The organism is Blautia sp. OF09-25XD, from assembly GCF_003482095.1.
GTDB classification, from domain to species: domain Bacteria; phylum Bacillota; class Clostridia; order Lachnospirales; family Lachnospiraceae; genus Fusicatenibacter; species Fusicatenibacter saccharivorans.
The window spans coordinates 65,229-85,202 of the sequence record NZ_QUMG01000006.1; the positions used below are offsets into that span (position 1 = coordinate 65,229).

Genomic DNA, 19,974 nt, shown 5'->3' on the forward strand with positions numbered 1-19,974 from the left:
GCCGGCTTTTCAGCTTTCTCTTTAGTTTTTAAACGAATGAATCGGTGCCGGGATTCTTCCTGTTCTGTTGACGAATGCCTCGCAGGAGAAGTTGTTGACCGGCATGATCGGTGCATAGCCGAGGAGGCCGCCGAATTCTACGGTCTCGCCCACGCCTTTTCCGATGACCGGAATCAGGCGGACTGCCGTTGTTTTCTGGTTGACCATACCGATGGCAAGCTCATCTGCGATGATTCCGGAGATGGTCGATGCTTTCGTGTCTCCCGGGATGGCGATCATATCAAGACCTACGGAGCAGACACAGGTCATTGCCTCGAGTTTTTCAATGGTCAGTGCGCCGTCGTTGACTGCGTTGATCATACCCTGGTCCTCAGAAACCGGGATGAATGCGCCGGAGAGACCGCCGACATAGGAAGATGCCATAACACCGCCCTTTTTCACCTGATCGTTCAGAAGTGCCAGCGCTGCTGTCGTTCCCGGTGCACCTGCGTGCTCGAGGCCGATCTCCTCAAGGATATCCGCAACGGAATCTCCGATCGCCGGAGTCGGTGCCAGGGAAAGGTCAATGATACCAAACGGAATGTTCAGCCGCTTGGAAGCCTCCTGTGCAACGAGCTGGCCGACACGCGTTACCTTAAATGCGGTCTTCTTGATCGTCTCGCAGAGTACCTCAAAGTTCTCGCCGCGTACTTTTTCCAGAGCATGTTTGACAACACCAGGGCCGGAAACGCCGACATTGATGATGGCATCCGCCTCGGTTACGCCGTGGAAAGCGCCTGCCATGAACGGGTTGTCGTCCGGTGCATTGCAGAAAACAACGAGTTTTGCGCATCCAAGGCAGTTGTTCTCTTTGCTTGCCTCCGCCGTCTTCTTGATGATCTCACCCATCAGTTTGACAGCATCCATGTTGATACCGGTTTTGGTAGAGCCAAGGTTGATGGAGCTGCAGACAAAATCCGTAACAGCCAGTGCCTGCGGGATAGAACGGATCAGAAGCTCATCTGCTGTCGTCATACCTTTGCTTACCAGAGCAGAATAGCCGCCGAGGAAATTGACGCCGACTTCTTTTGCCGCACGGTCCAGAGTCTGTGCAATCGTCACGAAATCCTCCGGCGTTCTGCAGGCTGCTGCGCCGACTAAGGCAATCGGGGTAACGGAAATTCTCTTGTTTACAATCGGAATACCGAACTCGCCCTCGATCTCCTCACCTACGGAAACCAGATTTCTGGCAGTCGTCGTGATTTTGTCGTAGATTTTGCGGTTCAGCTTGTCAAGATTGGAGTCGATACAGTCCATAAGACTGATTCCAAGGGTAATGGTACGAACGTCCAGATTCTCTTTTTCGATCATCTCGTTCGTTTCCTTTACTTCAAACAGATTTATCATGTCGTTTTTCTCCTTCGCTTTAGATACGGTGCATCATATTGAAAATATCTTCATGCTGGCAGCGGATGACAACGCCGATGGAGCTTCCAAGCTCCTCCAGATCTTTTGCAAGCTCTGCGTTGGATTTCTCGCTCTTGGAGACGTCCGTTACCATCATCATGTTGAAATATCCCTGCACAATCGTCTGAGAAATGTCTTCGATGTTTACCTGGTTCTCTGCCAGATAATTACATACCTTTGCGATAATGCCCACGGTGTCCTTGCCTACGACAGTGATAATTGTCTTCTTCATGTTTCCATTCTCCTTTTTCTGGTTTTATGTCAAAGCCCCGGAAAAACCGGTAATGGCGGCCTTGCGAAAAACATGGTATGTAGCTCTAAAAATGTATATTTAAACCTCAATTAACGGTGATACTTCGCTTCTTTTAGCGACAGCGAGATGAAAATCACCCGAGTGATACGGATTATCACCCGTTGTGACCTCGCAGGCCACGGTTTCAAAGGCCAGTGCCTCATAATTATTTTCCTTGCTCAGATGACCGAGCAGCACTTCCTGCAGATTGTCGTGCAGAATCTCGCAGAGGAGATGGCCTGCCGCCAGGTTCGATAAATGGCCTTTCGCCCCGGCGATCCGCTGTTTTAACGGATACGGGTACGGTCCGACCGCAAGCATGTTCTCGTCGTGATTTGCCTCTAACAAAACGGCATCCAGCCCGGTCAGATTCTGAACCGTGTAATCGCTGTAGACACCAAGGTCCGTCGCGATCGCAATTGATTTCCCGCCGGACTCCATCCGGTAGCCGACCGGCTCTGCCGCATCGTGAGAGATCGTAAACGGATGTACGGCGATGTCTCCCAGTGTAAACGTGTCATCCGCGTGAATCATGTGGAAAATCCCCTCCGGGAACTTTCCAAGGCTCTTCGTCTGCTGCATCGCCTGAATTGTTCCATCCGTTGCGTAAATCGGAATACCGTACCGGCGCGCCAGCACGCCAAGGCCCTGGATATGATCGGAATGCTCATGTGTCACGAGAATGCCGTCCAGCTCCTTCGCACTGCGATCGAGAACAGCCAGTCCCGCCTCCACGCGCTTTCCGCTGATGCCCGCATCGATCAGAAGGCTTGTGGTCTCGCTTCCCGCGAAAATGCAGTTTCCGCTCGAACCACTTGCAATACTACAAAGTTTCATATTTTTTCATCCTATGGTCTAACTGTTTTTTTGTTTCCTCAAAATCGCCGCTGTTGTCGATTTCAAAATCGCAGTGGCTGCTGAATTCATCCTCGGAAAGCTGATTTGCCATGATTTCGCGAACTTTCTTCTCGGAATAGCCGCGTCCTTCGATCAATCGCTCCTTCCGGACTTCTTCATCCGCATAAATATACCACAGTTCATCACAAATTTCATCATATTTTTCTTCGATTAAGAGTGCGGCCTCCACAAAGACGTATTCCGTCCCTGCTTTTTCCGCGGCTGCAATGGCTTTTTTGATATACCGTTTTACCGCCGGATGAACGATCGCATTCAGGGCTTTTAACTTTTCTTCGTCCTGAAAAACGATCTCAGCAATCCGTTTCCGGTCAAGTTCACCGGTCTCTGTGGTGATCTGTCTGCCGAACAGCTTCACAATTTCTCCATAGCATTCGCCGCCCGGCAGCATCACAAGGTAACCTGCCTCGTCCGCCTGGATCACCGTTGCATCATAATTCTGTCCAAGGTACGTGAGCACTTCGCTTTTTCCGGCGCCAACGCCGCCTGTAATTCCAAAAACTTTCATTCTTTTGTATCCTTTCGCTCCTGGTATGAGTGCGCTATTTCGCCTCGTACCAGTTGTTTCCTGTGTGCATATCGATCTCGAGTTTGACAGCCAGATGTGCTGCCCCGGTCATCTCCTCTTCCAGGATCTGTTCTGCCTTTTCGAGCTCGTCTTCCGGCACTTCCAGCAGCAGCTCATCGTGTACCTGAAGAAGAAGTCTGGTCTTTAACTGCTCCTCTTTCAGCCGTTTCGCCACGCGGATCATCGCTATTTTAATAATATCCGCCGCCGTTCCCTGGATCGGCGCATTCATCGCAACGCGCTCGCCGAATGACCGCTGCATAAAGTTGCTCGATTTCAGCTCCGGCATCGGCCGTCTGCGTCCGAACATCGTCACGGAATAGCCTTTCTCTTTGGCATCCTCTACGCAGCGGTTCAAAAACTCATGGATACCCGGATACGTCTCGAAATACTGCTGGATATAGGCCTCTGCCTCTTTCCGGCTGATGCCGAGATCCTGGCCCAGACCGAACGAACTGATGCCGTATACGATACCGAAGTTGACCGCCTTCGCATTTCTTCTCTGCAGCGGTGTTACCTCTTCAAGCGGCACATGGAACACTTTCGATGCCGTCATGCGGTGGATATCCTCCGCCTCGCGGTACGCCTCGATCAGGTTTTCATCGCCCGACATATGGGCCAGCACGCGGAGCTCAATCTGGGAATAGTCGGCATCCAGAAAGACACAGCCAGGCTTTGGCACGAAGGCTTTCCGGATCAGACGGCCAAGCTCCATCCGCACCGGAATGTTCTGCAGATTCGGATCGGTACTGCTGATGCGGCCGGTCGCGGTAATTGTCTGGTTAAATGTCGAATGGATTCTTCCATCTTTCCCGATCACGGCCTGCAGACCGTCGGCGTACGTCGATTTCAGTTTGGCAAGCTGGCGGTACTCCAGAATATCGGCAACAAGTTTGTGATCCGGTGCGAGCTTTTCGAGCACATCGGCGGCGGTGGAATAACCCGTCTTGGTCTTTTTGCCGCCCGGAAGCTGCAGCTTTTCAAACAGAATCACGCCGAGCTGCTTCGGGGAATTGATGTTGAACTCCTCGCCGGCCTCCTCGTAGATTTGTGCCTCCAGCTCTCCGATCCGCTCCGCCAGCTCAGCTCCGTAAACGGAAAGTGCTTCTTTTTCTGCGGCGATTCCATCCGCTTCCATCTGACGGAGCGTAAACACCAGCGGAATCTCCACATTCCGGTACAGATCCCACATGCCCTGCTCCTTCAGCAGCTTTTCCATGTTTTCCTGTGCGGCAAATACAGCATACGCCTGATGACCTGCATACGACTCCTGCTGTTCCAGCGTCATCTTTCCTGCGGCCGGAATCTTGCTTCCGCCGAAGATCTCTTCCACTGCCGGCACATAGCGGTGTACGTACTCTTTTACGATATCATCGTACGAATACTGTGATTTCAATGGATTTAATAAATACGCGGCAATTCCGGCATCAAACAGATGGGCTTCATCGGCGTCCGGCATATCCTTCAGAAATTCTTTTCCGTCCATGACGCAGAAAACCGGAATCTGCTTCTGCAGCTCAGTCAATTTTTCTTTTAAATAATCTCCGGTCAGGAAACCTTCTGCTGGGAAGTAAACAACATCCGGCTCTCCGCTTCCATACGCAACTGCCATACCGACAAGTGAACGGCTCCGATCTGCCATCGGTCCGTCCTTCGGGGTTTCTTCTGTCAGAAGAGCGGCTCCTGCCTTCTCCTCCTTCGCGATGGTTTCAAAGAGTTCTTCCGCCTCGGAAAAATCCGTTACGGTGCGCAGAAAGACGGCATCCTCTGGTTCTGCATTCGTCTCTTCGAAGCAGCCCAGCAGGTTCTTAAACTCCAGACGTTTGAACATCTCATACGCTTTTGGTGTATAAAAATTCGAGAGTGCCGCTTTTTCACGGTCGAGCTCCACCGGCGCATCAGTATCAATCGTTGCAAGTTTTTTGCTTAATTCCGCCAGATCATAATGATCACGCATCGCTTCTTTTGCCTTGTTCGGTTTGATCTCCTCGAAATGTGCATGCGCATTTTCCAGTGTCTCGTACTGCATCAGGATTTTCGTCGCGGTTTTCTCGCCGACACCCGGCAGACCCGGGATATTGTCTGCGGTATCGCCCATCAGCGCTTTCAGATCGATGATCTGTTTCGGGAGAAGACTGTATTTTTCCAGCACCTCTGCCGTGTGGTAATTTTCAATCGTCGTCACACGCTTTACGGTCTTTGGAATCCGGATCAGAATGTGGTCCGTTGCAAGCTGCAGCAGGTCGCGGTCTCCGGATACGATCGTAACTTCCATCCCTTCCGCCTCGCATTTGCGGCCGAGCGTTCCTAAGATATCATCCGCCTCATAGCCCTCTTTTGTGACAATCTCAATGTCCATTGCTGCGAGCACTTCCTGGATCACCGGGACCTGTTCGCGCAATTCCTGCGGCATCGGCTTTCTCGTTCCCTTGTACTGGTCATACATTTTGTGGCGGAATGTCGGTGCATGGAGGTCAAACGCCACGGCAAGATACTGCGGCTGCTCCTCATCGAGAATTTTAAACAGAATATTCAGGAATCCATATACGGCGTTCGTGTGCAGTCCTTCTGCATTGGACAGATCCGGTACGCCGTAAAAAGCCCGGTTCAGAATACTGTGTCCGTCCAGTAATACGATTTTATCACTCATAATAATCCTTTCAGCCAGGGTAATTCTATCACTTCAAAATAGTGCAGAGCCAGGAGCACCAGAAACAGAACGAGAATCAGCATCAGCACCCGGAAAAACGTATCTTTGTACCGGCGGTGTCTCGCTTCTTCCTCTTTTTTCTCCAGATCGCGTTCCAGAAGTCCTGTCAGATTGTAGGAATCGGGCGCGTCATCCTCGAAATATGCCATCGCACGGTTCACAATAAAATATGTCTCCAGTTCCTCGTGGCATGTATGGCATTTCCGGATATGGGAAATAAACGGTTCCATCTCTTTCTCCGGCATATTTCCCTGCACGTATGGCTGTATTAATTTTTCTGCTTCTTTACAGTCCATAAAATCCTGCTCTCCTTTTGTATCCGGCCAGTGTTTTCCTCTGGCCGTTTTTTCTGCTATCTACCATCATACACTATTTTCTCATAATTTAAAAGAGACAACCCGCCGAAAATGGGTTGTCTCTTGTTCTCTTATAAGATAACTGTTTTCTAGTGGATTTCCATTATGCACGGACAATGTTCGGGGTCTCTTTTCCTGCCTCGAAATCCAGTGCATTCTGCAGTGTGGTCTCTGCAATCGCACGCAGTGCTTCCTCGGTGAAGAATCCCTGATGTGAAGTGATCATAACGTTCGGGAAGGACAGGAGACGTGCTGTGGTGGAGTGCTCCAGAATCTCATCGGAACGGTCCTCGAATACGTTCGGGGTTTCCTCCTCGTATACGTCAAGGCCGACGCCGAAGAATTTTCTTGCACGGATTCCCTCGATCAGGTCGTCTGTCTTTACCAGACCTCCGCGGGACGTATTGACCAGGATCACGCCGTCTTTCATCTTTTTGATGCTCTCGCGGTTGATCATGTGGTATGTGCTGTCCATCAGCGGGCAGTGCAGGGAGATCAGATCACTCTGTGCCAGCAGTTCATCAAGAGTTACGTACGTAACAAAATCTTTTAAGGATTCATTCTGGTATACATCGTAAGCAATGACTTTCATGCCGAAACCGCGGCAGATTCTTGCCATAGCCGCACCGATTTTTCCGGTTCCGACGATTCCGGCGGTCTTCTGATAGAAGTTAAATCCCATCAGTCCGCCCAGGCTGAAGTCGTTTTCTCTTACTTTCGTATATGCTTTGTGCATGTGGCGGTTGACCGTCATGGCCAGTGTCATCGCATGCTCAGCTACAGCCTCCGGGGAGTAACCCGGTACACGGCGTACATCAATGCCGTATTTTGCAGCTGTCTTTAAATCTACGTTGTTGAAGCCTGCGCAGCGCATCAGGATCAGCTTGACGCCTGCCTCATGCAGTGCTTCTACGGTTTTTGTTCCGACATCGGAGTTTACGAAGGCGCACACGGCATCGTAGCCTTTGCCAGGGAAGCGGTTCTTGCAGCAAGGCCGGTTTTTAAATATTCCACTTCAATTTCTGGAAACTGCTCTTTGGTTCGGTCGAAAGATTCTCTGTCGTAGTTCTGGGTATCGTAAAATAAAATTTTCATAATGTTTTTCCTCCTCGCTTTGCGGTCATCTTATTGTTCCCGCTTACATGCATTACTATACTTCATTGTTAAAACTTTGTCAATGTATTATTTGTTAAAATTTTATCAATTAGTAAATTTATTTTCAACATCTTTCACAACAGTACAAATTTACTGGATCACCTCGTCCAGGAACCGGGACGGCTCGACTTTCTTTTCAAACCGTTCCTCCACGTAACAGAGCGTCAGCTCTTTCCGGGCGCGCGTCATTCCGACGTAGAACATCCGCCGCTCCTCCTCGATCGCCTCCGCAAGGACTGCTTTCTGATACGGCATTACACCCTCGTTGACGTCAAGAAGATAGACCTTGTCGTACTCGAGTCCCTTGACGCTGTGCAGGGTGGAAACCATAACTCCTTCCGCACTCTCTGCGCGCTGCTTCTGTTTTTCCTTCATCTTCTGCTGGTATTCCTCAATATGTGCAAACCAGCCCTCGATGCTTTTCTGGGTCTTTGCCGCCTCCTGCAGCTCGTCCAAAACGGAAATCAGATCATCCTCTTTCAGATGGCGGTATGCAGCATATTCCTTCACATACTGTTCATAGCCGATCGCATAGCGGATGTAATTGACCACGCCGAACGGCGATAAATGCGTCAGTGTCGTGATATCCTGCTCCAGTTTGCGGATCCGCTGGCACATCCAGTCTTTTTCTTCGTAATATTCCAGAAGTGCATCGAACGAAACAGTCGCCTCCTCAAAGGCATCCCGCGACAGATAACGGTTCGGGCGGTTGGCAATCTTTAAAAACTCGCCGCGCTTCCGGCTTCCCATCGCAAGATTCAGATACGTCAGCAGATCTTTCGCAATCCAGTGGTCATAGAGATCCGGCAGGGCATCCCGCATCTGGAACGGGATCTGTGCTTCCATCAGTTCCTCTACTGCTGTCCGGCAGCCAAGATTCGTGCGGAACAAAAGCGCCATCTCTTCATACGGACAGCCGTTTTTCTCCGCCTCCCGCAGCTCCTCGGCAACGGCACGCATCTCCTCGCGCGGGTTCTTATATCCCCGGATTGCAACCGGAGCGCCTTTCTCGTTGTCGGTGGAAATCGCCTTTTCATACCGCTTTTTGTTGTGGTGGATCAGGCATTGGGACCGCTTCACGATAAATTCCGTACTACGGTAATTTTTATCGAGCACTACCTGCGCCGCGCCCGGGTAATCTTTCGGAAAATTCAGCATGATCTCCGGCTTGGCCCCGCGGAACTGATAAATCGACTGATCGTCATCCCCGACAATAAAGAGGTTATTTTCCGGCAGCGCCAGCATCCGCACAATCTCATACTGCACGGGGCTGATGTCCTGAAACTCGTCAATCAGGATATACTGAAATTTCTGCTGCCAGGCGCGGAGGACCTCCGGCCGCTCCAGAAAGAGACGTTTGCACTGCACCATCAGATCGTCGAAATCGAGTTTTTTGTTCTCCTTCCGCCATTTCTCATACGCCTCATAGATTTCGCGGAATTTTTCCTGCGGCATACAGGCGGAATAGTAATGTTCCAGCGGGATCTGATTGTTCTTCACAGTGCTGATTTCGCGCGCCAGATTTTCCTCGAGATCCTCTTCCTCCAGGTCTCTGGCATAGTGGTTGACCAGCTCGCGCATCAGCCGCTTTTTCTCTTCCTCGCTTAAAATATTGTTGCCGGACATGCGGTACGTATGGCGCAGAATCGCGTAGAATACCCCGTGGAACGTTCCAAAGGTGACCTGGGTACTCGTCTTTCCCATCGCCTTCAAATACCGCTCCTTCATCTCTTTTGCCGCCGCACGCGTAAATGTTACGACAAGAATACGAGAGGCGGAAATGCCGCTCGTTACAAGCTGGCAGGTCCGCCCCGTAATCACTGCGGTTTTCCCCGACCCCGGTCCGGCAAGGACCATCATGGGGCCGGTGGTATGCATCACCGCTTTTTTCTGTGAATTATTATATATCATTTGGATAATTTCTCAATCGCTTTGTCGATGCGGGCAAGAGACTCCTCTTTTCCCAGAACCTCAAGGATTTCCGTTGCGCCGGCCGGTGTCATCTGTTTTCCGGAAAGAGCGGTACGGATCGGCCACATAATATAACCGGTCTTGTATCCTTTTTCTTTTCCGAATGCGCTGAGTATCTCAAAGAGAGCATCATTGCTGAAATCTTCCTGCGCTGCCAGCAGCGGTTTTACTTCCTGAAGAAGTGCAAGGGAGGTCTCCTCGTTTGTCTTCATCTTTTTGTGAGTGTACATCGAAGCGTCGTACTCCGGAACTTCCTCGAAGAAGTCGATGAGGTCTGCAATATCCGGGAATACTTCGATTCTTGTTTTTACCATGGCTGCAATTTTCTTAAAATCGAGCGGACGGTGGACTGTCTTCTGGATATACGGAAGCGCCATCTCATAGAACTTCTCGTCGTCCATTGCCTTCATGTACTCGCCGTTCATCCAGCGGAGTTTTGTCATATCGAAAACGGCCGGAGATTTGCTGATGTGGTGGTAATCGAAGATTTTTACCAGCTCCTCGAGAGAATAGATCTCGCGGTTTCCTTCCGGGCTCCATCCAAGAAGGGCTACGAAGTTGACAATGGCATCTTTTAAGAAACCCTGATCGATCAGGTCTTCATAAGAAGAATGGCCGCAGCGTTTGGACAGCTTCTGATGCTCCTCGTTGGTGATCAGCGGACAGTGTACGTAAACCGGAACTTCCCAGCCGAATGCCTCGTAAATACGGTTGTATTTCGGGGATGAGGACAGATACTCATTACCGCGGACAACGTGGGTTACACCCATCAGATGGTCGTCGATGACGTTTGCGAAGTTGTAGGTCGGATATCCGTCGGATTTGATCAGGATCAGGTCTTCCAGCTCCTCGTTGTTTACGGTGATGTCTCCGTAGATCTCATCGTGGAAGGTTGTGGTTCCTCCGGTCGGCATATTAAAACGGATGACGTACGGTTTGCCGGCTGCCAGATTGGCCTCTACTTCCTCTTTGGAAAGACCAAGGCAGTGTTTGTCGTAGATTGAGATTTCTTTTCCGCCTACATTACGCTTGCACTGGCTCAGGCGCTCTGCGTCACAGAAGCAGTAATAAGCGTCACCCTGCTCTACCAGCTGTTTTGCGTATTTCAGGTACAGACCTGCTGCATTACGCTCGCTCTGTACGTACGGGCCGCAGCCGCCGTCTTTGTCCGGTCCCTCGTCGTGTACCAGGCCGGTCTCTTTTAAGGTACGGTAGATGATATCAAGTGCGCCTTCCTGGAAACGCTCCTGGTCGGTATCCTCGATACGGAGCATAAAGGTTCCGTCATCGTGTTTTGCGATCAGATACGCATACAGGGCAGTACGCAGGTTTCCTACATGCATCCGGCCTGTCGGGCTCGGTGCAAATCTTGTTTTTACATTGCTCATTTTTCTTTTCTCCTGATTTCTGGTTTTTCTGGAACAATCCTTTTGTCTGTTCCCTTCCACCATTTATTTAGAATGGAAAACAGCCCGGCGTTTCTTCCGAGCTGCACCATCCTTCCACTTTTGCCAGCGGCAATGCTCTTTTTCAGACCTCTACGCCGTGCTGTTTCATATATTCCATAAAGTCGCCGACGGTAGAAAGGTCTGTCAGTTCGTCGGTGTCGATTTCAATTCCGTACTCGTCTTCTAATGCCATAACCATCTCGTAGAGATCCAGGGAATCTGCACCCAGGTCATCTTTAAAAGAGGTATCTTCGTTGATGCTGTCTGCATCACAGTTGAGCTGTTCTACTAAAATTTCTTTTATCTTTTCTAACATTATTCTGCTCCTTCCTGCCTCTACCCGGCAGCCAGTATTTCTTTCGAAAAAAGTGTATCTGTTATTCCGGCATTTGTCAATAGATTTTTCTACTTTTACTGTTCTTCCGCCTGCGCCTCTCCTTCTCCGCTCTTTCCATCCTGGAACACAATAAAGCGGGAGACGCACAGGGCAATGCCGATTTCCGTCAGGATAAAGAGCACCGATGTTCCTCCGTAACTGATAAATGGAAGGGTAATTCCCGTTGCCGGCATCAGTTTCAGAACGACGCACAGGTTCAGAATAACCTGAATGGAAATATGTGCAAAAACGCCGCTCACCATCAGCATTCCATACGCGTCCGGCGCATTCTGTGCAACCACAAACAGACGGTACAGCAGGTAGCCAAACAGCAGCAATACAAGAAGCGCGCCAAATATTCCAAGCTCCTCGCAGATGATCGAGAAGATCATATCGTTCTGTGCTTCCGGAATTGTTGTAATCTTCTGCGTACTGTTGCCAAGTCCTTTTCCGAGAAATCCACCGGAGCCAATCGCATAAAGTCCCTGCAGAATCTGATAGCTGCCTCCGGAAAGCCATTCATAGATACGGTTCGACCGGAAGTCACCGCCTATTCTTTCAAAGATCTGCAGATTATTTTTTAAAATGATAATCGCAAAAACGCCAATTACCGCCGCGCCCGGAATCACACGCGCATAAAATTTTACCTCCGGGTCCGCCAGAAACAAAATGACGCAGGCGATGAGTCCCAGAATAATGGCGGTACTCAGGTTGTCCGTCAGAATCCACGCAGCCAGCGCCTGCAGCACGCCAAGTCCGAGGACAATCGCTTTTGCGCGGATGGTACGCATATTTTTTCCCATCTTCAGGATAATGTATGGCAAGTACAGAATCAGCCCCAGCTTTCCAATCTCCGCAGGCTGAAGACTGACACCGCCGATCCGGAGCCATCTTCTCGCCCCGTAGGCTTCATAACCAAGCGGCGTAAACCTTACCGCCGCCATCAGAAGGAGACTTCCCCAGTATACCAGTGCTGCAATCCGCTGGAACCATACACTATGATAATCTACAAACTTCGACAATATCACAATCCCCACCAGAACAATAGCAGAAAGCCCCGCCTGATGCGTGAAATAATACATATCATTTCCCTTGAATGTACTGGCCGCCTCGTAGGCGCTCGCGCTGTACAGCATAATCAGTCCGAAGCTGACCAGCAAAATAGTGCAGGCCAGCAGGTTATAATCATAAAAATCCGAAGGAAGTTTTTTCTTCCTCTTTTTCTTCTTTTCTTTCTTCTGGGATGGCATGTTTACTTTCTCTGCCATGAAGTTTCCACCTCCATTGTTTTACTCCATCTATTTCAGTGCATAGCCAAGCAGGCTGACAAAGCCCGGATTTCGGTCGGTCGTTCCGAGGATAACCTTACGCACCAGCTCCGGATCGTCCGTGATAATGTTGTCCACGCCGCAGTTGACCATCCGCTGCATATCTCCCTGATAATTCAGCGTCCAGGCACAGACTTCTTTACCAAGACTGTGCGCATGCTCTACAAAGCTTTCTGTGATGTACGTATATTTTACAGAAAAGAAGTCCGCCGCGTCCATATCCTCCAGGCCTCCGTACGACATTTTCATCGTATACCCGGTCTTGATATCCGGATTGATTTTCTTTGCCTGCCTGAGGAAATTGTAGTTCATGGAAGTCAGCACACACTGATCCACAAAATCATTGTCCTCGATGATTTTCACCACTTTTTTGACAATATTCTGGTTGTGGCCGTTGTATTTTACTTCGATATTCAGGTTGATTTTTCCTTTCGCGTACGCGATGACTTCTTCCAGCTTCGGAATCTGCTCGCCACGGAATTTTTTGTTGAATCGTACACCGGCATCGAGCTGGCTGATTTCATCGTAGGTCAGGGTCCAGATGCTGGCATTCAGACCGGTTGTCCGCTTCAGATTTGTGTCGTGCATAAGGACAATCTCACCATCACTCGTCTCCTGTACATCGATCTCCGCGTAATCCGACATGCTGTCCACTGCATATTTGATCGCGCTCATCGTATTTTCCGGTGCTTTTCTGGCTCCGCCCCGGTGCGCTGACACCGAAATATACTGGGAGGAAGCCGTTGCCTCTGCACGTGTTGCGCGCATGGCATATACAAGATAAACCGTTTCTCCCGCCAGCATGGCGATCGTGAGAACCACCGCCGTTACCGGACCGCAGAAGGTGCGTACCAGCTTCGAGCTCGGCTTTTTCGTTGTCCGGCTCTTCTGGTAGCCTTTCGGGAGGAACGGATAAAAATCAGATACAGATACGTAATGCTTCCGACAAGGCCGAACGCTCCGCCGATCAGGCTCATCGTCGATTTGACCCAGTCACCGTAGACGATGACGGTACTGACAACGGTAGACGGCGTTTTCACCAGCTTTGCATAGGCAACGACAGCCGTTCCGAAAATCAGATACAAAACCCACGTAATCAGAAAAATCATCACCTGGAAAAAGACGTTGATGCCAAGCTCACGCAGCACGCGTTTTTCCAGTGTCTGGCGCACCCGCAGATGGGTATTTTTCTCTTTTTCCGTCATCATGCACCGGAACGGGATGGTGTAGGAAAACACAAACGAGAACGCGACAAGCAGAATCGTCAGCACCACCGGGATCCAGTATGCCGGGAAGGCATTGAAAATCTTCGTCAGGGAAACCTGAAGCAGTTTCATACTGCGGATGGCGCTGTAGCTGCTGTGCAGCCAAAGGTACGGGAAGCTCGCTGCCATGTAGAAAAACCAGGTCCACGGGCGGGCACGCACAAACTGTGCAGCTCCTCTTCCGCCGGCAAGCATCATGACAGGAACGGAAATCCGTTTTCGTTTCCAGGAGGCCTCCAGAGCCGCCATGACAGCATAGATTTCAAACAGCATACAGAAAAAGAAAGCAAGCAGAATTCCAAAAATCAGCAGAAGGGTCAGCGGATGCAGCATGATCTTGTTGAAGTTTTCCGATGTCATATAACTCGTTCCCAGCTGTTTTAAGGAAAAGTTGATCGCCGCATTGGCGAGTCTTGAAACCAGCTGGCTGGAAAACAGGCGGTAGACCGTCTCAAATATCACGATGCTAAGCAGGTTTTTCTGCAAAAGTTTCCATGCCATATTCAGATAAATTCGTATCATTCCTGCATTTTTTACTGCCTTTTTTCTCATCTGCTGTTGTTCTCTCCTGTCAGCCGCAATTCCCCCCGATGAATCTGTATGCAAAAATTACCTTTATTTTTTCTCTTTTGTATTTTACATTTGACACTTCGAGTCTTTTTTGAAGCTCTTTTTCTTTCTGTTCATTTTAAACTATCTTCCAGTATAACACAAAACCGGGTCTTTGAGTATTCTTTTTTCTATTTCTGGTTGCACCACTTCTGCAGTTTTTTTACCATGGCGGATGGGCCGCTTACTGTGCCGTCGATCGGCGTGCCGAGTTTTTTCTGCCAGGCGAGGATTGTCTGCGGACCGATATAGCCGTCCATGCCGGCCGATGCCCATTTCTGCATTTCTTTTACAAGGGCCGATCCGCCTTTTGGCGTACTGTCCCACTCGGCGGCTGTGATGCCATCACAGAATTTCCGGTTGACGGCCAGCTGATTGCTGATTTTTCCATCCTGCGGTGTGCCGAAAAGTTCCTGCAGACGGCGCGTCAGATTTTCGCCCCAGATTCCGTCCTCTGCGACTGTATTTCCGGATGACTTTGCTGTCTCTGCCGATTTTTCTTTTGCGGGACCGGCATAACGGCAATACGCTGTATGGCAGTTGACCCAGCCTGCCCCTGAGAGAAGCCGTCCCCAGCTTGTGTTCTGGATTTCCGTCACCGTGTAGCTTCCCTGATCCCGGATCGTTCCGGCAATCCTGCTGTCCGCATCCGGTGCCTGACGGATGTTGAGGGCCGCTGTCTGCACCTGATAGATCCCGGGCGCATACGTTTTTCCTGTTCCGCTGCCTGCTGTTCCCGTTCCTGTGCTCCCTGCACCGCTTCCGATCATCCGCTTCATGCGGTCCCAGTCACCGCGGTTCATGATCTGGCTCGGACAGTATTTGCTGCAGATGTCATAATGACGATAGACTCTTTCCAGCGGAATCCCCGTCTCCCGCATGATCTCCCGCACCAGTGCCGCAGTATTTTCAAATGCTTTTTCATAATTATACCCGGCCTGCACACACATCTCCACACCGATGCTGTTCTTGTTGCCGTACTGCTGAAACAGATTTTTTCCGCCGTAATTAATGCCGACATGCCAGCACCCCCGGCTGTGCGGTGCCGCCTGGTAGGCTGTGTCACCGTCATCGACGTAATAGTGTGCGGAAATGTTCTGGAAATTCCCGTCATGCTGTGCTCTCGCATGTGCCCGCGCATCGGCACCTGCTGCGAAGTTGTCGGTGTTGTGGACTACGATACATTTGGGATTGTTTTCCGCATACGTATTCTGATTTCCAAGATACGACCGATCAATTCTCATATTCTCCCCTTTCTGATGGTTCAGACTGCCCGGCATAACACAGATTTTTTGAAGCGCCGTTCACTCCGGCTTATGGATCTGCTTGATAATCTGATTCACATAATTGCTCAGCCCCGCCACCAGAATCCCCTGCGTGACCGCCGTAAAAACCGCCATCGCCCCTTCCTTCGCCGTCTCAATCTCACTCGTCGCCATCACCCAAACCGCACACAGCACCATGCTGATGCCGCCTAAGATCAGCGGAATGTACTTATTCTTCACCGCCTGCGCCTGCCGCAAAGCAACACCGAAAAAATACAGCACGAACGCAACGACGATGAGTTCGGGCTTTACATAATTCATTGCTTCCATGGAACATCCTTTCTGACTGTTCTGTTTTTGAAAGTCTTTTTTCTATATTATGATGGGATAATGATTTACGACTGGATAAGATTTTCTTACTGTAAACCCAAAAAATCCCACCTGTTTTTCAGATGGGATTTTCCAGTGGTGTGCTGTTCTTTGATTTTTAATTTACTATCTTGTGCAGCAATTCCCCTGACCTGCCCCTGGCTGCGGTGCCGCACAGAAAGTCTTTGCATCAAACGACGGATTAAACGCATAAAAGTTCTTCGAATTCAATTCGTCCTGTACAGAACGCAGTGCTTCACCAAAACGTTGGAAATGCACAACTTCACGCGCCCGCAGGAAACGAATCGGATCTGCAACTTCAGGATCTTTTACCAAACGAAGGATGTTATCATACGTTGACCGGGCTTTCTGCTCCGCAGCGAGGTCTTCGAACAAATCTGTCAAAGGATCACCTTTCGACTGGAACTCACAAGAATTAAACGGAACTCCGCCAGCCGCCTGCGGCCAGATGCCAGTTGTGTGGTCTACATAGTAATTGGCAAAACCAGAGTTCTGAATTTCTTCCAGAGAAAGATTGCAGGTGAGCTGATGAACGATCGTTGAAACCATCTCAAGGTGTGCGAGTTCTTCTGTCCCAACATCATTCAACACCCCCGCTACAATTCGGTTCGGTGCTGTGAAACGCTGAGAGAGATACCGCATGGATGCGCCCATCTCTCCATCCGGTCCACCGGAATGCAATACCAGATGATATGTTGTAACTGTAAAAATTTCGATGATACAATATGTTTTCCCGGGTAATTTGCCCGGGAATTTTTATTGCTTTTCTTCTATATACATGTTATTATAACACATGGTCAGAACATCCAAAATGACCGGAAAAAAGAATTATTCTTTTCGCCGCGTAGCTGCGGCGTTTCTTTTTTGCCCCCGGGAATCTCCCGGGGGCTTTTTTACGTTCTTTGAAACTCAAAAAAACCCCAGGAGATTCCCGGGGGCATATGTAGTACATTTATCTAATTATTCGATGAACGCCTGTCCGCTGTAATAGGCAGCCATCCATCCGCTCGGTGCTTTCATCCAGATATCGTTTCCGACCCGCTGGATTTCCTGGCACGTTACGGTGGTTCCCGCATCAAGGCAACCATCCTTGTCTTTGTCATGCTTCTGACCGTCAGGCGTCAGCTGCGAATGTTTCTTTGCGCTGTAGTTTGTTCCGGGACCTGTCCGGACTTTCAGCTCTACCTGCAAGGTATACTCGTGTCCGGCAGTGTAAGACGGTGTGCTCTTCTTTTCCGGAACACTGGCTGCTGTCTTTCCGTTGTAAACAGAAACCAGCTTAGCCTTAGATGCCGGTCCGTACTTACCGTCCTGCTCTAAACCATAAAATGCCTGGAACGCAAGCAGAGCATTCTCTGTGTCTCCGCCGAAGGAACCGTCTACTCTGGAACTTCCACAGGAGAATCCGCAGCTGATCAGCATTTTCTGCATTTCTTTTACTGCGTCCCCGGAATCGCCTTTCCGGAGATAATTTCTCACATTAACCGTTCCGGATGCAGATGCTGTCACTCCGGTATAACGGTACACATGAACCCATGGCTTATTGTAATAGCTGCGGATACAGATTTCTCTACCAGTCTGATCTCCAGACTTTCCTCCCGTGACCGTTCCTTTCTCGTTGATACTTGCGTGCACCAGTTTACCATTTCCACAGCAGAATGCTGTGTGCCCATTTCCGAGCAGGACATCTCCCCGGATCATTCCACTGCCGGTTGCCAGATTCACGGATTTTACAACATCCTTGAACCCGATCTTCGGCAGAACGTCCGGCATGTTACCGGTATAAGTTGCTCCGCTGGACTTTGCCGGGATTCCAGCTGCTTCCAGGCAACTGATTACCAGCCCGGAACAATCATAATTCGGATTGCCCCAACGGTCCACCTGGTCATAACCGTGCGAATCATCCAGGGCGATCGCCTCTGCTCTTGCTACTGCATTTTCAATTTTGCTCACTTTGTTTTCCTCCTTCTTCTGATTCTGGTAAATCTTCAAATACTGCTCCCCGTAAGAAGCCCTTGCTTTCTTCACTGCTGATCCGGTGTTCGTCGGAGCCTCGAACTTGACCAGAAAGATATCAGACGCTTCCTGTACTGAGGTTGCGGTCTGCAATACCTTCCAGACGCTCTTATAGCTCGTCTTCAATTCGCTCAGCATGTACTCTGCCTGCGTCTTCGCATCTCCGATGGACGCTCCTCTGGACTTGACCAGATCGTAAAGGCCGGCTTTTCTTCCAGCGGACGTCCACTGGCAGAAGCCGTAACCATACTGTCTGGAGTCTCCCAGCGGATGCAGGAACAGATCTCTTGTGATCTCTCCACTGTCTACCGCCTCTGTATACGTGGCATCTGTGTATTTGTATCCAGGCTTATTTTCGCAAAGATTGTCAAGGTTCCGGGGATTCGCTCCGGACTCTGCATAGATATTTCCCATTGCTGCGCACGCGCCGTAAAGTGTGCAGCCGGCAGCCATCAGACTGTTAAACAAGATATCCGTATTTGTATTCCGTTCTATTGCCATTTCTCGCAAACGCTCCTTTCTTAGGTTCTCAATTCTTCCGAGACCCGTTCACCTTTCCGTCGTCAAGAAGATCTTTTACTGCTGCAAACCATTCTTCGATTACTTTAATGAGCATTTCTTCTGACACGATCACCTGCAGCCACCTTGGCAGCAGCGATCTCGCCTGCTGTACTACCCATTTCAGTTTCTGTTCTCCCTGCCCAGATGCATTGTATACATGCTCTGCTTTGAGAATAAGCTGATAAACATCTCCTCGGATGCCATCAAGGCCTTTCATTTTCGTGTACTGATATACGCACACCAGTGTTACGATCACCAGCACCGCCACTACTGCAACTACAACCGGCAGTGGGATCTGCGATAATACATTCATTAATTCCATTCTGGTTTCCTCCTGTGTTTTATTCTCCTGTGATACTCTTGTGAGCTTTATATAGCCGCGTGGAGCATCTAAAATTGTATTCGTGGTAATTTTTAGCGAAACATAAAAAGAACCATAGAAAGCCGATTACGCTTTTATGGATCTACGGTTCGTCTTTATGTACGATGTGATTCACTCCCTGCCTCGTCAGGAAATTTTCAAGATCGTGCTTTCGTTCCAGCTCATAGTCTAAAGCTGCGTGCATATCACCGTTGCACTTTGCGTCTGGAATCCTCTGCACTGCTTTGGCTGTTGCTTCTGATAAGCAAAGAGAGCCGTCTAAAGCTCGCAGCATCATGTACTGCAGATCTTCACGGTTCTTTTCTTTCTCATCCTGTTCTTTTTGCCTGCGTGCCCGTTCGATCTTCTCCGCTTCTGCCCGTTTCTGGATACGTCTTTCCAGAAGCCAAAAACAGAAAGCAACGATCGCAGACGGCACACCGGCAGCAATCAATAATTCCATTTGCATCTCCTTCCTTTCACGCTATTTCATCATCGTCGATATCTGCGTACTTCCGGCATGCATGTTCGATGACGTCAAGATCTGTCTCTATTTCTTCCAAACTCTTTGTCGGCGTTCCTTTGGCAAGAAAAATCAGATCATAGATTGTCGACCAGATCCTTGAGATAATCTGCAACTTTGTCATCATTCCTCCCCTTGATTGTTATTTTTTCTCTGTGTTCTGATCCGATCCTGATGTTTTTTCTGCTGCATAATTGTCATATTCAGTCCAGATGTCATTTTCAAATTTATCAACAATGTCATCGATATCTGTTTTGTTCTCTCTGTACTTTCTTCCATTATTAATGTAGCGATTGACGATTGGAACATCCGGATGTTTTGCATCCATATTGGCGTCCATAGACACAACAGTCTCGCCATCAACTGTGATGATTCCAGAATAATGAATGTCCTTTGTGTAAGTTGCTGATACTGCCATA

At 49.5% G+C, this 19,974-nt stretch carries 19 protein-coding genes and 2 pseudogenes; all 21 read right to left on the reverse strand.

Annotated features, from left to right (window positions below; all coding sequences use genetic code 11):
* Nucleotides 1–21: 21 nt before the first annotated feature.
* The gene (locus tag DXA93_RS06705; RefSeq protein ID WP_055267333.1) at nucleotides 22–1,386 is read right to left on the reverse strand and encodes a PFL family protein; all 1,365 of its coding nucleotides are present in this window, start codon (nucleotides 1,384–1,386) and stop codon (nucleotides 22–24) included.
* Nucleotides 1,387–1,405: 19 nt separating this feature from the next.
* A complete protein-coding gene (locus DXA93_RS06710; protein ID WP_022462719.1) occupies nucleotides 1,406–1,678 on the reverse strand; it encodes an ACT domain-containing protein in 273 nt (90 codons plus the stop codon).
* A 99-nt stretch (nucleotides 1,679–1,777) separates the two neighbouring features.
* The gene (locus DXA93_RS06715) at nucleotides 1,778–2,575 is read right to left on the reverse strand and encodes an MBL fold metallo-hydrolase (protein WP_117761781.1); all 798 of its coding nucleotides are present in this window, start codon (nucleotides 2,573–2,575) and stop codon (nucleotides 1,778–1,780) included.
* A complete protein-coding gene (coaE, locus tag DXA93_RS06720) occupies nucleotides 2,562–3,161 on the reverse strand; it encodes a dephospho-CoA kinase (RefSeq protein WP_117510320.1) in 600 nt (199 codons plus the stop codon). The genes DXA93_RS06715 and coaE overlap by 14 nt, the downstream gene beginning before the upstream one ends.
* Before the next feature lie 34 nt (nucleotides 3,162–3,195).
* Nucleotides 3,196–5,871 (reverse strand): DNA polymerase I, encoded by a 2,676-nt coding sequence (gene polA / locus DXA93_RS06725; RefSeq protein WP_119207900.1) that lies wholly within the window; start codon nucleotides 5,869–5,871, stop codon nucleotides 3,196–3,198.
* A complete protein-coding gene (locus tag DXA93_RS06730; protein WP_022462716.1) occupies nucleotides 5,868–6,227 on the reverse strand; it encodes a zf-HC2 domain-containing protein in 360 nt (119 codons plus the stop codon). The genes polA and DXA93_RS06730 overlap by 4 nt, the downstream gene beginning before the upstream one ends.
* A 163-nt stretch (nucleotides 6,228–6,390) precedes the next feature.
* Nucleotides 6,391–7,382, reverse strand: a pseudogene (locus tag DXA93_RS06735) (2-hydroxyacid dehydrogenase).
* Between the two features lie 150 nt (nucleotides 7,383–7,532).
* The gene (locus DXA93_RS06740; protein WP_119207901.1) at nucleotides 7,533–9,353 is read right to left on the reverse strand and encodes an ATP-dependent helicase; all 1,821 of its coding nucleotides are present in this window, start codon (nucleotides 9,351–9,353) and stop codon (nucleotides 7,533–7,535) included.
* Nucleotides 9,350–10,801 carry a glutamate--tRNA ligase gene (gene gltX / locus DXA93_RS06745; RefSeq protein ID WP_119207902.1) on the reverse strand — a complete coding sequence of 484 codons (1,452 nt, stop codon included), beginning with the start codon at nucleotides 10,799–10,801 and terminating at the stop codon, nucleotides 9,350–9,352. The genes DXA93_RS06740 and gltX overlap by 4 nt, the downstream gene beginning before the upstream one ends.
* A gap of 142 nt (nucleotides 10,802–10,943) precedes the next feature.
* Nucleotides 10,944–11,177 (reverse strand): acyl carrier protein, encoded by a 234-nt coding sequence (gene acpP / locus DXA93_RS06750; protein ID WP_119207903.1) that lies wholly within the window; start codon nucleotides 11,175–11,177, stop codon nucleotides 10,944–10,946.
* A 95-nt stretch (nucleotides 11,178–11,272) separates the two neighbouring features.
* A complete protein-coding gene (locus tag DXA93_RS06755; protein ID WP_226906412.1) occupies nucleotides 11,273–12,505 on the reverse strand; it encodes an FtsW/RodA/SpoVE family cell cycle protein in 1,233 nt (410 codons plus the stop codon).
* A 30-nt stretch (nucleotides 12,506–12,535) separates the two neighbouring features.
* Nucleotides 12,536–13,387 (reverse strand): glycerophosphodiester phosphodiesterase, encoded by an 852-nt coding sequence (locus tag DXA93_RS06760; protein WP_147342011.1) that lies wholly within the window; start codon nucleotides 13,385–13,387, stop codon nucleotides 12,536–12,538.
* 5 nt (nucleotides 13,388–13,392) lie between these two features.
* On the reverse strand, nucleotides 13,393–14,382 hold the full coding sequence (locus tag DXA93_RS06765) for a hypothetical protein (RefSeq protein WP_119207904.1): 990 nt from the start codon (nucleotides 14,380–14,382) through the stop codon (nucleotides 13,393–13,395).
* Nucleotides 14,383–14,570: 188 nt separating this feature from the next.
* Entirely contained in the window at nucleotides 14,571–15,683 is a 1,113-nt protein-coding gene (locus DXA93_RS06770) for an N-acetylmuramoyl-L-alanine amidase (RefSeq protein WP_119207975.1), read from the reverse strand.
* A 60-nt stretch (nucleotides 15,684–15,743) separates the two neighbouring features.
* Complete coding sequence (locus DXA93_RS06775) at nucleotides 15,744–16,034, reverse strand: phage holin family protein (RefSeq protein ID WP_022462708.1); 291 nt, start codon at nucleotides 16,032–16,034, stop codon at nucleotides 15,744–15,746.
* Nucleotides 16,035–16,199: 165 nt separating this feature from the next.
* Nucleotides 16,200–16,766, reverse strand: a pseudogene (locus DXA93_RS06780) (manganese catalase family protein); the annotation flags it as partial.
* A 288-nt stretch (nucleotides 16,767–17,054) separates the two neighbouring features.
* On the reverse strand, nucleotides 17,055–18,611 hold the full coding sequence (locus DXA93_RS06785) for a phage tail tip lysozyme (protein WP_119207906.1): 1,557 nt from the start codon (nucleotides 18,609–18,611) through the stop codon (nucleotides 17,055–17,057).
* Between the two features lie 28 nt (nucleotides 18,612–18,639).
* Nucleotides 18,640–18,993, reverse strand: coding sequence for a hypothetical protein (locus tag DXA93_RS06790; RefSeq protein ID WP_117813944.1), 354 nt, complete (start codon nucleotides 18,991–18,993; stop codon nucleotides 18,640–18,642).
* A gap of 142 nt (nucleotides 18,994–19,135) precedes the next feature.
* Nucleotides 19,136–19,495 carry a hypothetical protein gene (locus DXA93_RS06795; protein ID WP_055267310.1) on the reverse strand — a complete coding sequence of 120 codons (360 nt, stop codon included), beginning with the start codon at nucleotides 19,493–19,495 and terminating at the stop codon, nucleotides 19,136–19,138.
* Between the two features lie 16 nt (nucleotides 19,496–19,511).
* Nucleotides 19,512–19,682 carry a hypothetical protein gene (locus DXA93_RS17795; RefSeq protein WP_158583270.1) on the reverse strand — a complete coding sequence of 57 codons (171 nt, stop codon included), beginning with the start codon at nucleotides 19,680–19,682 and terminating at the stop codon, nucleotides 19,512–19,514.
* 15 nt (nucleotides 19,683–19,697) lie between these two features.
* Nucleotides 19,698–19,973, reverse strand: coding sequence for a hypothetical protein (locus DXA93_RS06800; RefSeq protein ID WP_119207907.1), 276 nt, complete (start codon nucleotides 19,971–19,973; stop codon nucleotides 19,698–19,700).
* Nucleotide 19,974: the final 1 nt, after the last annotated feature.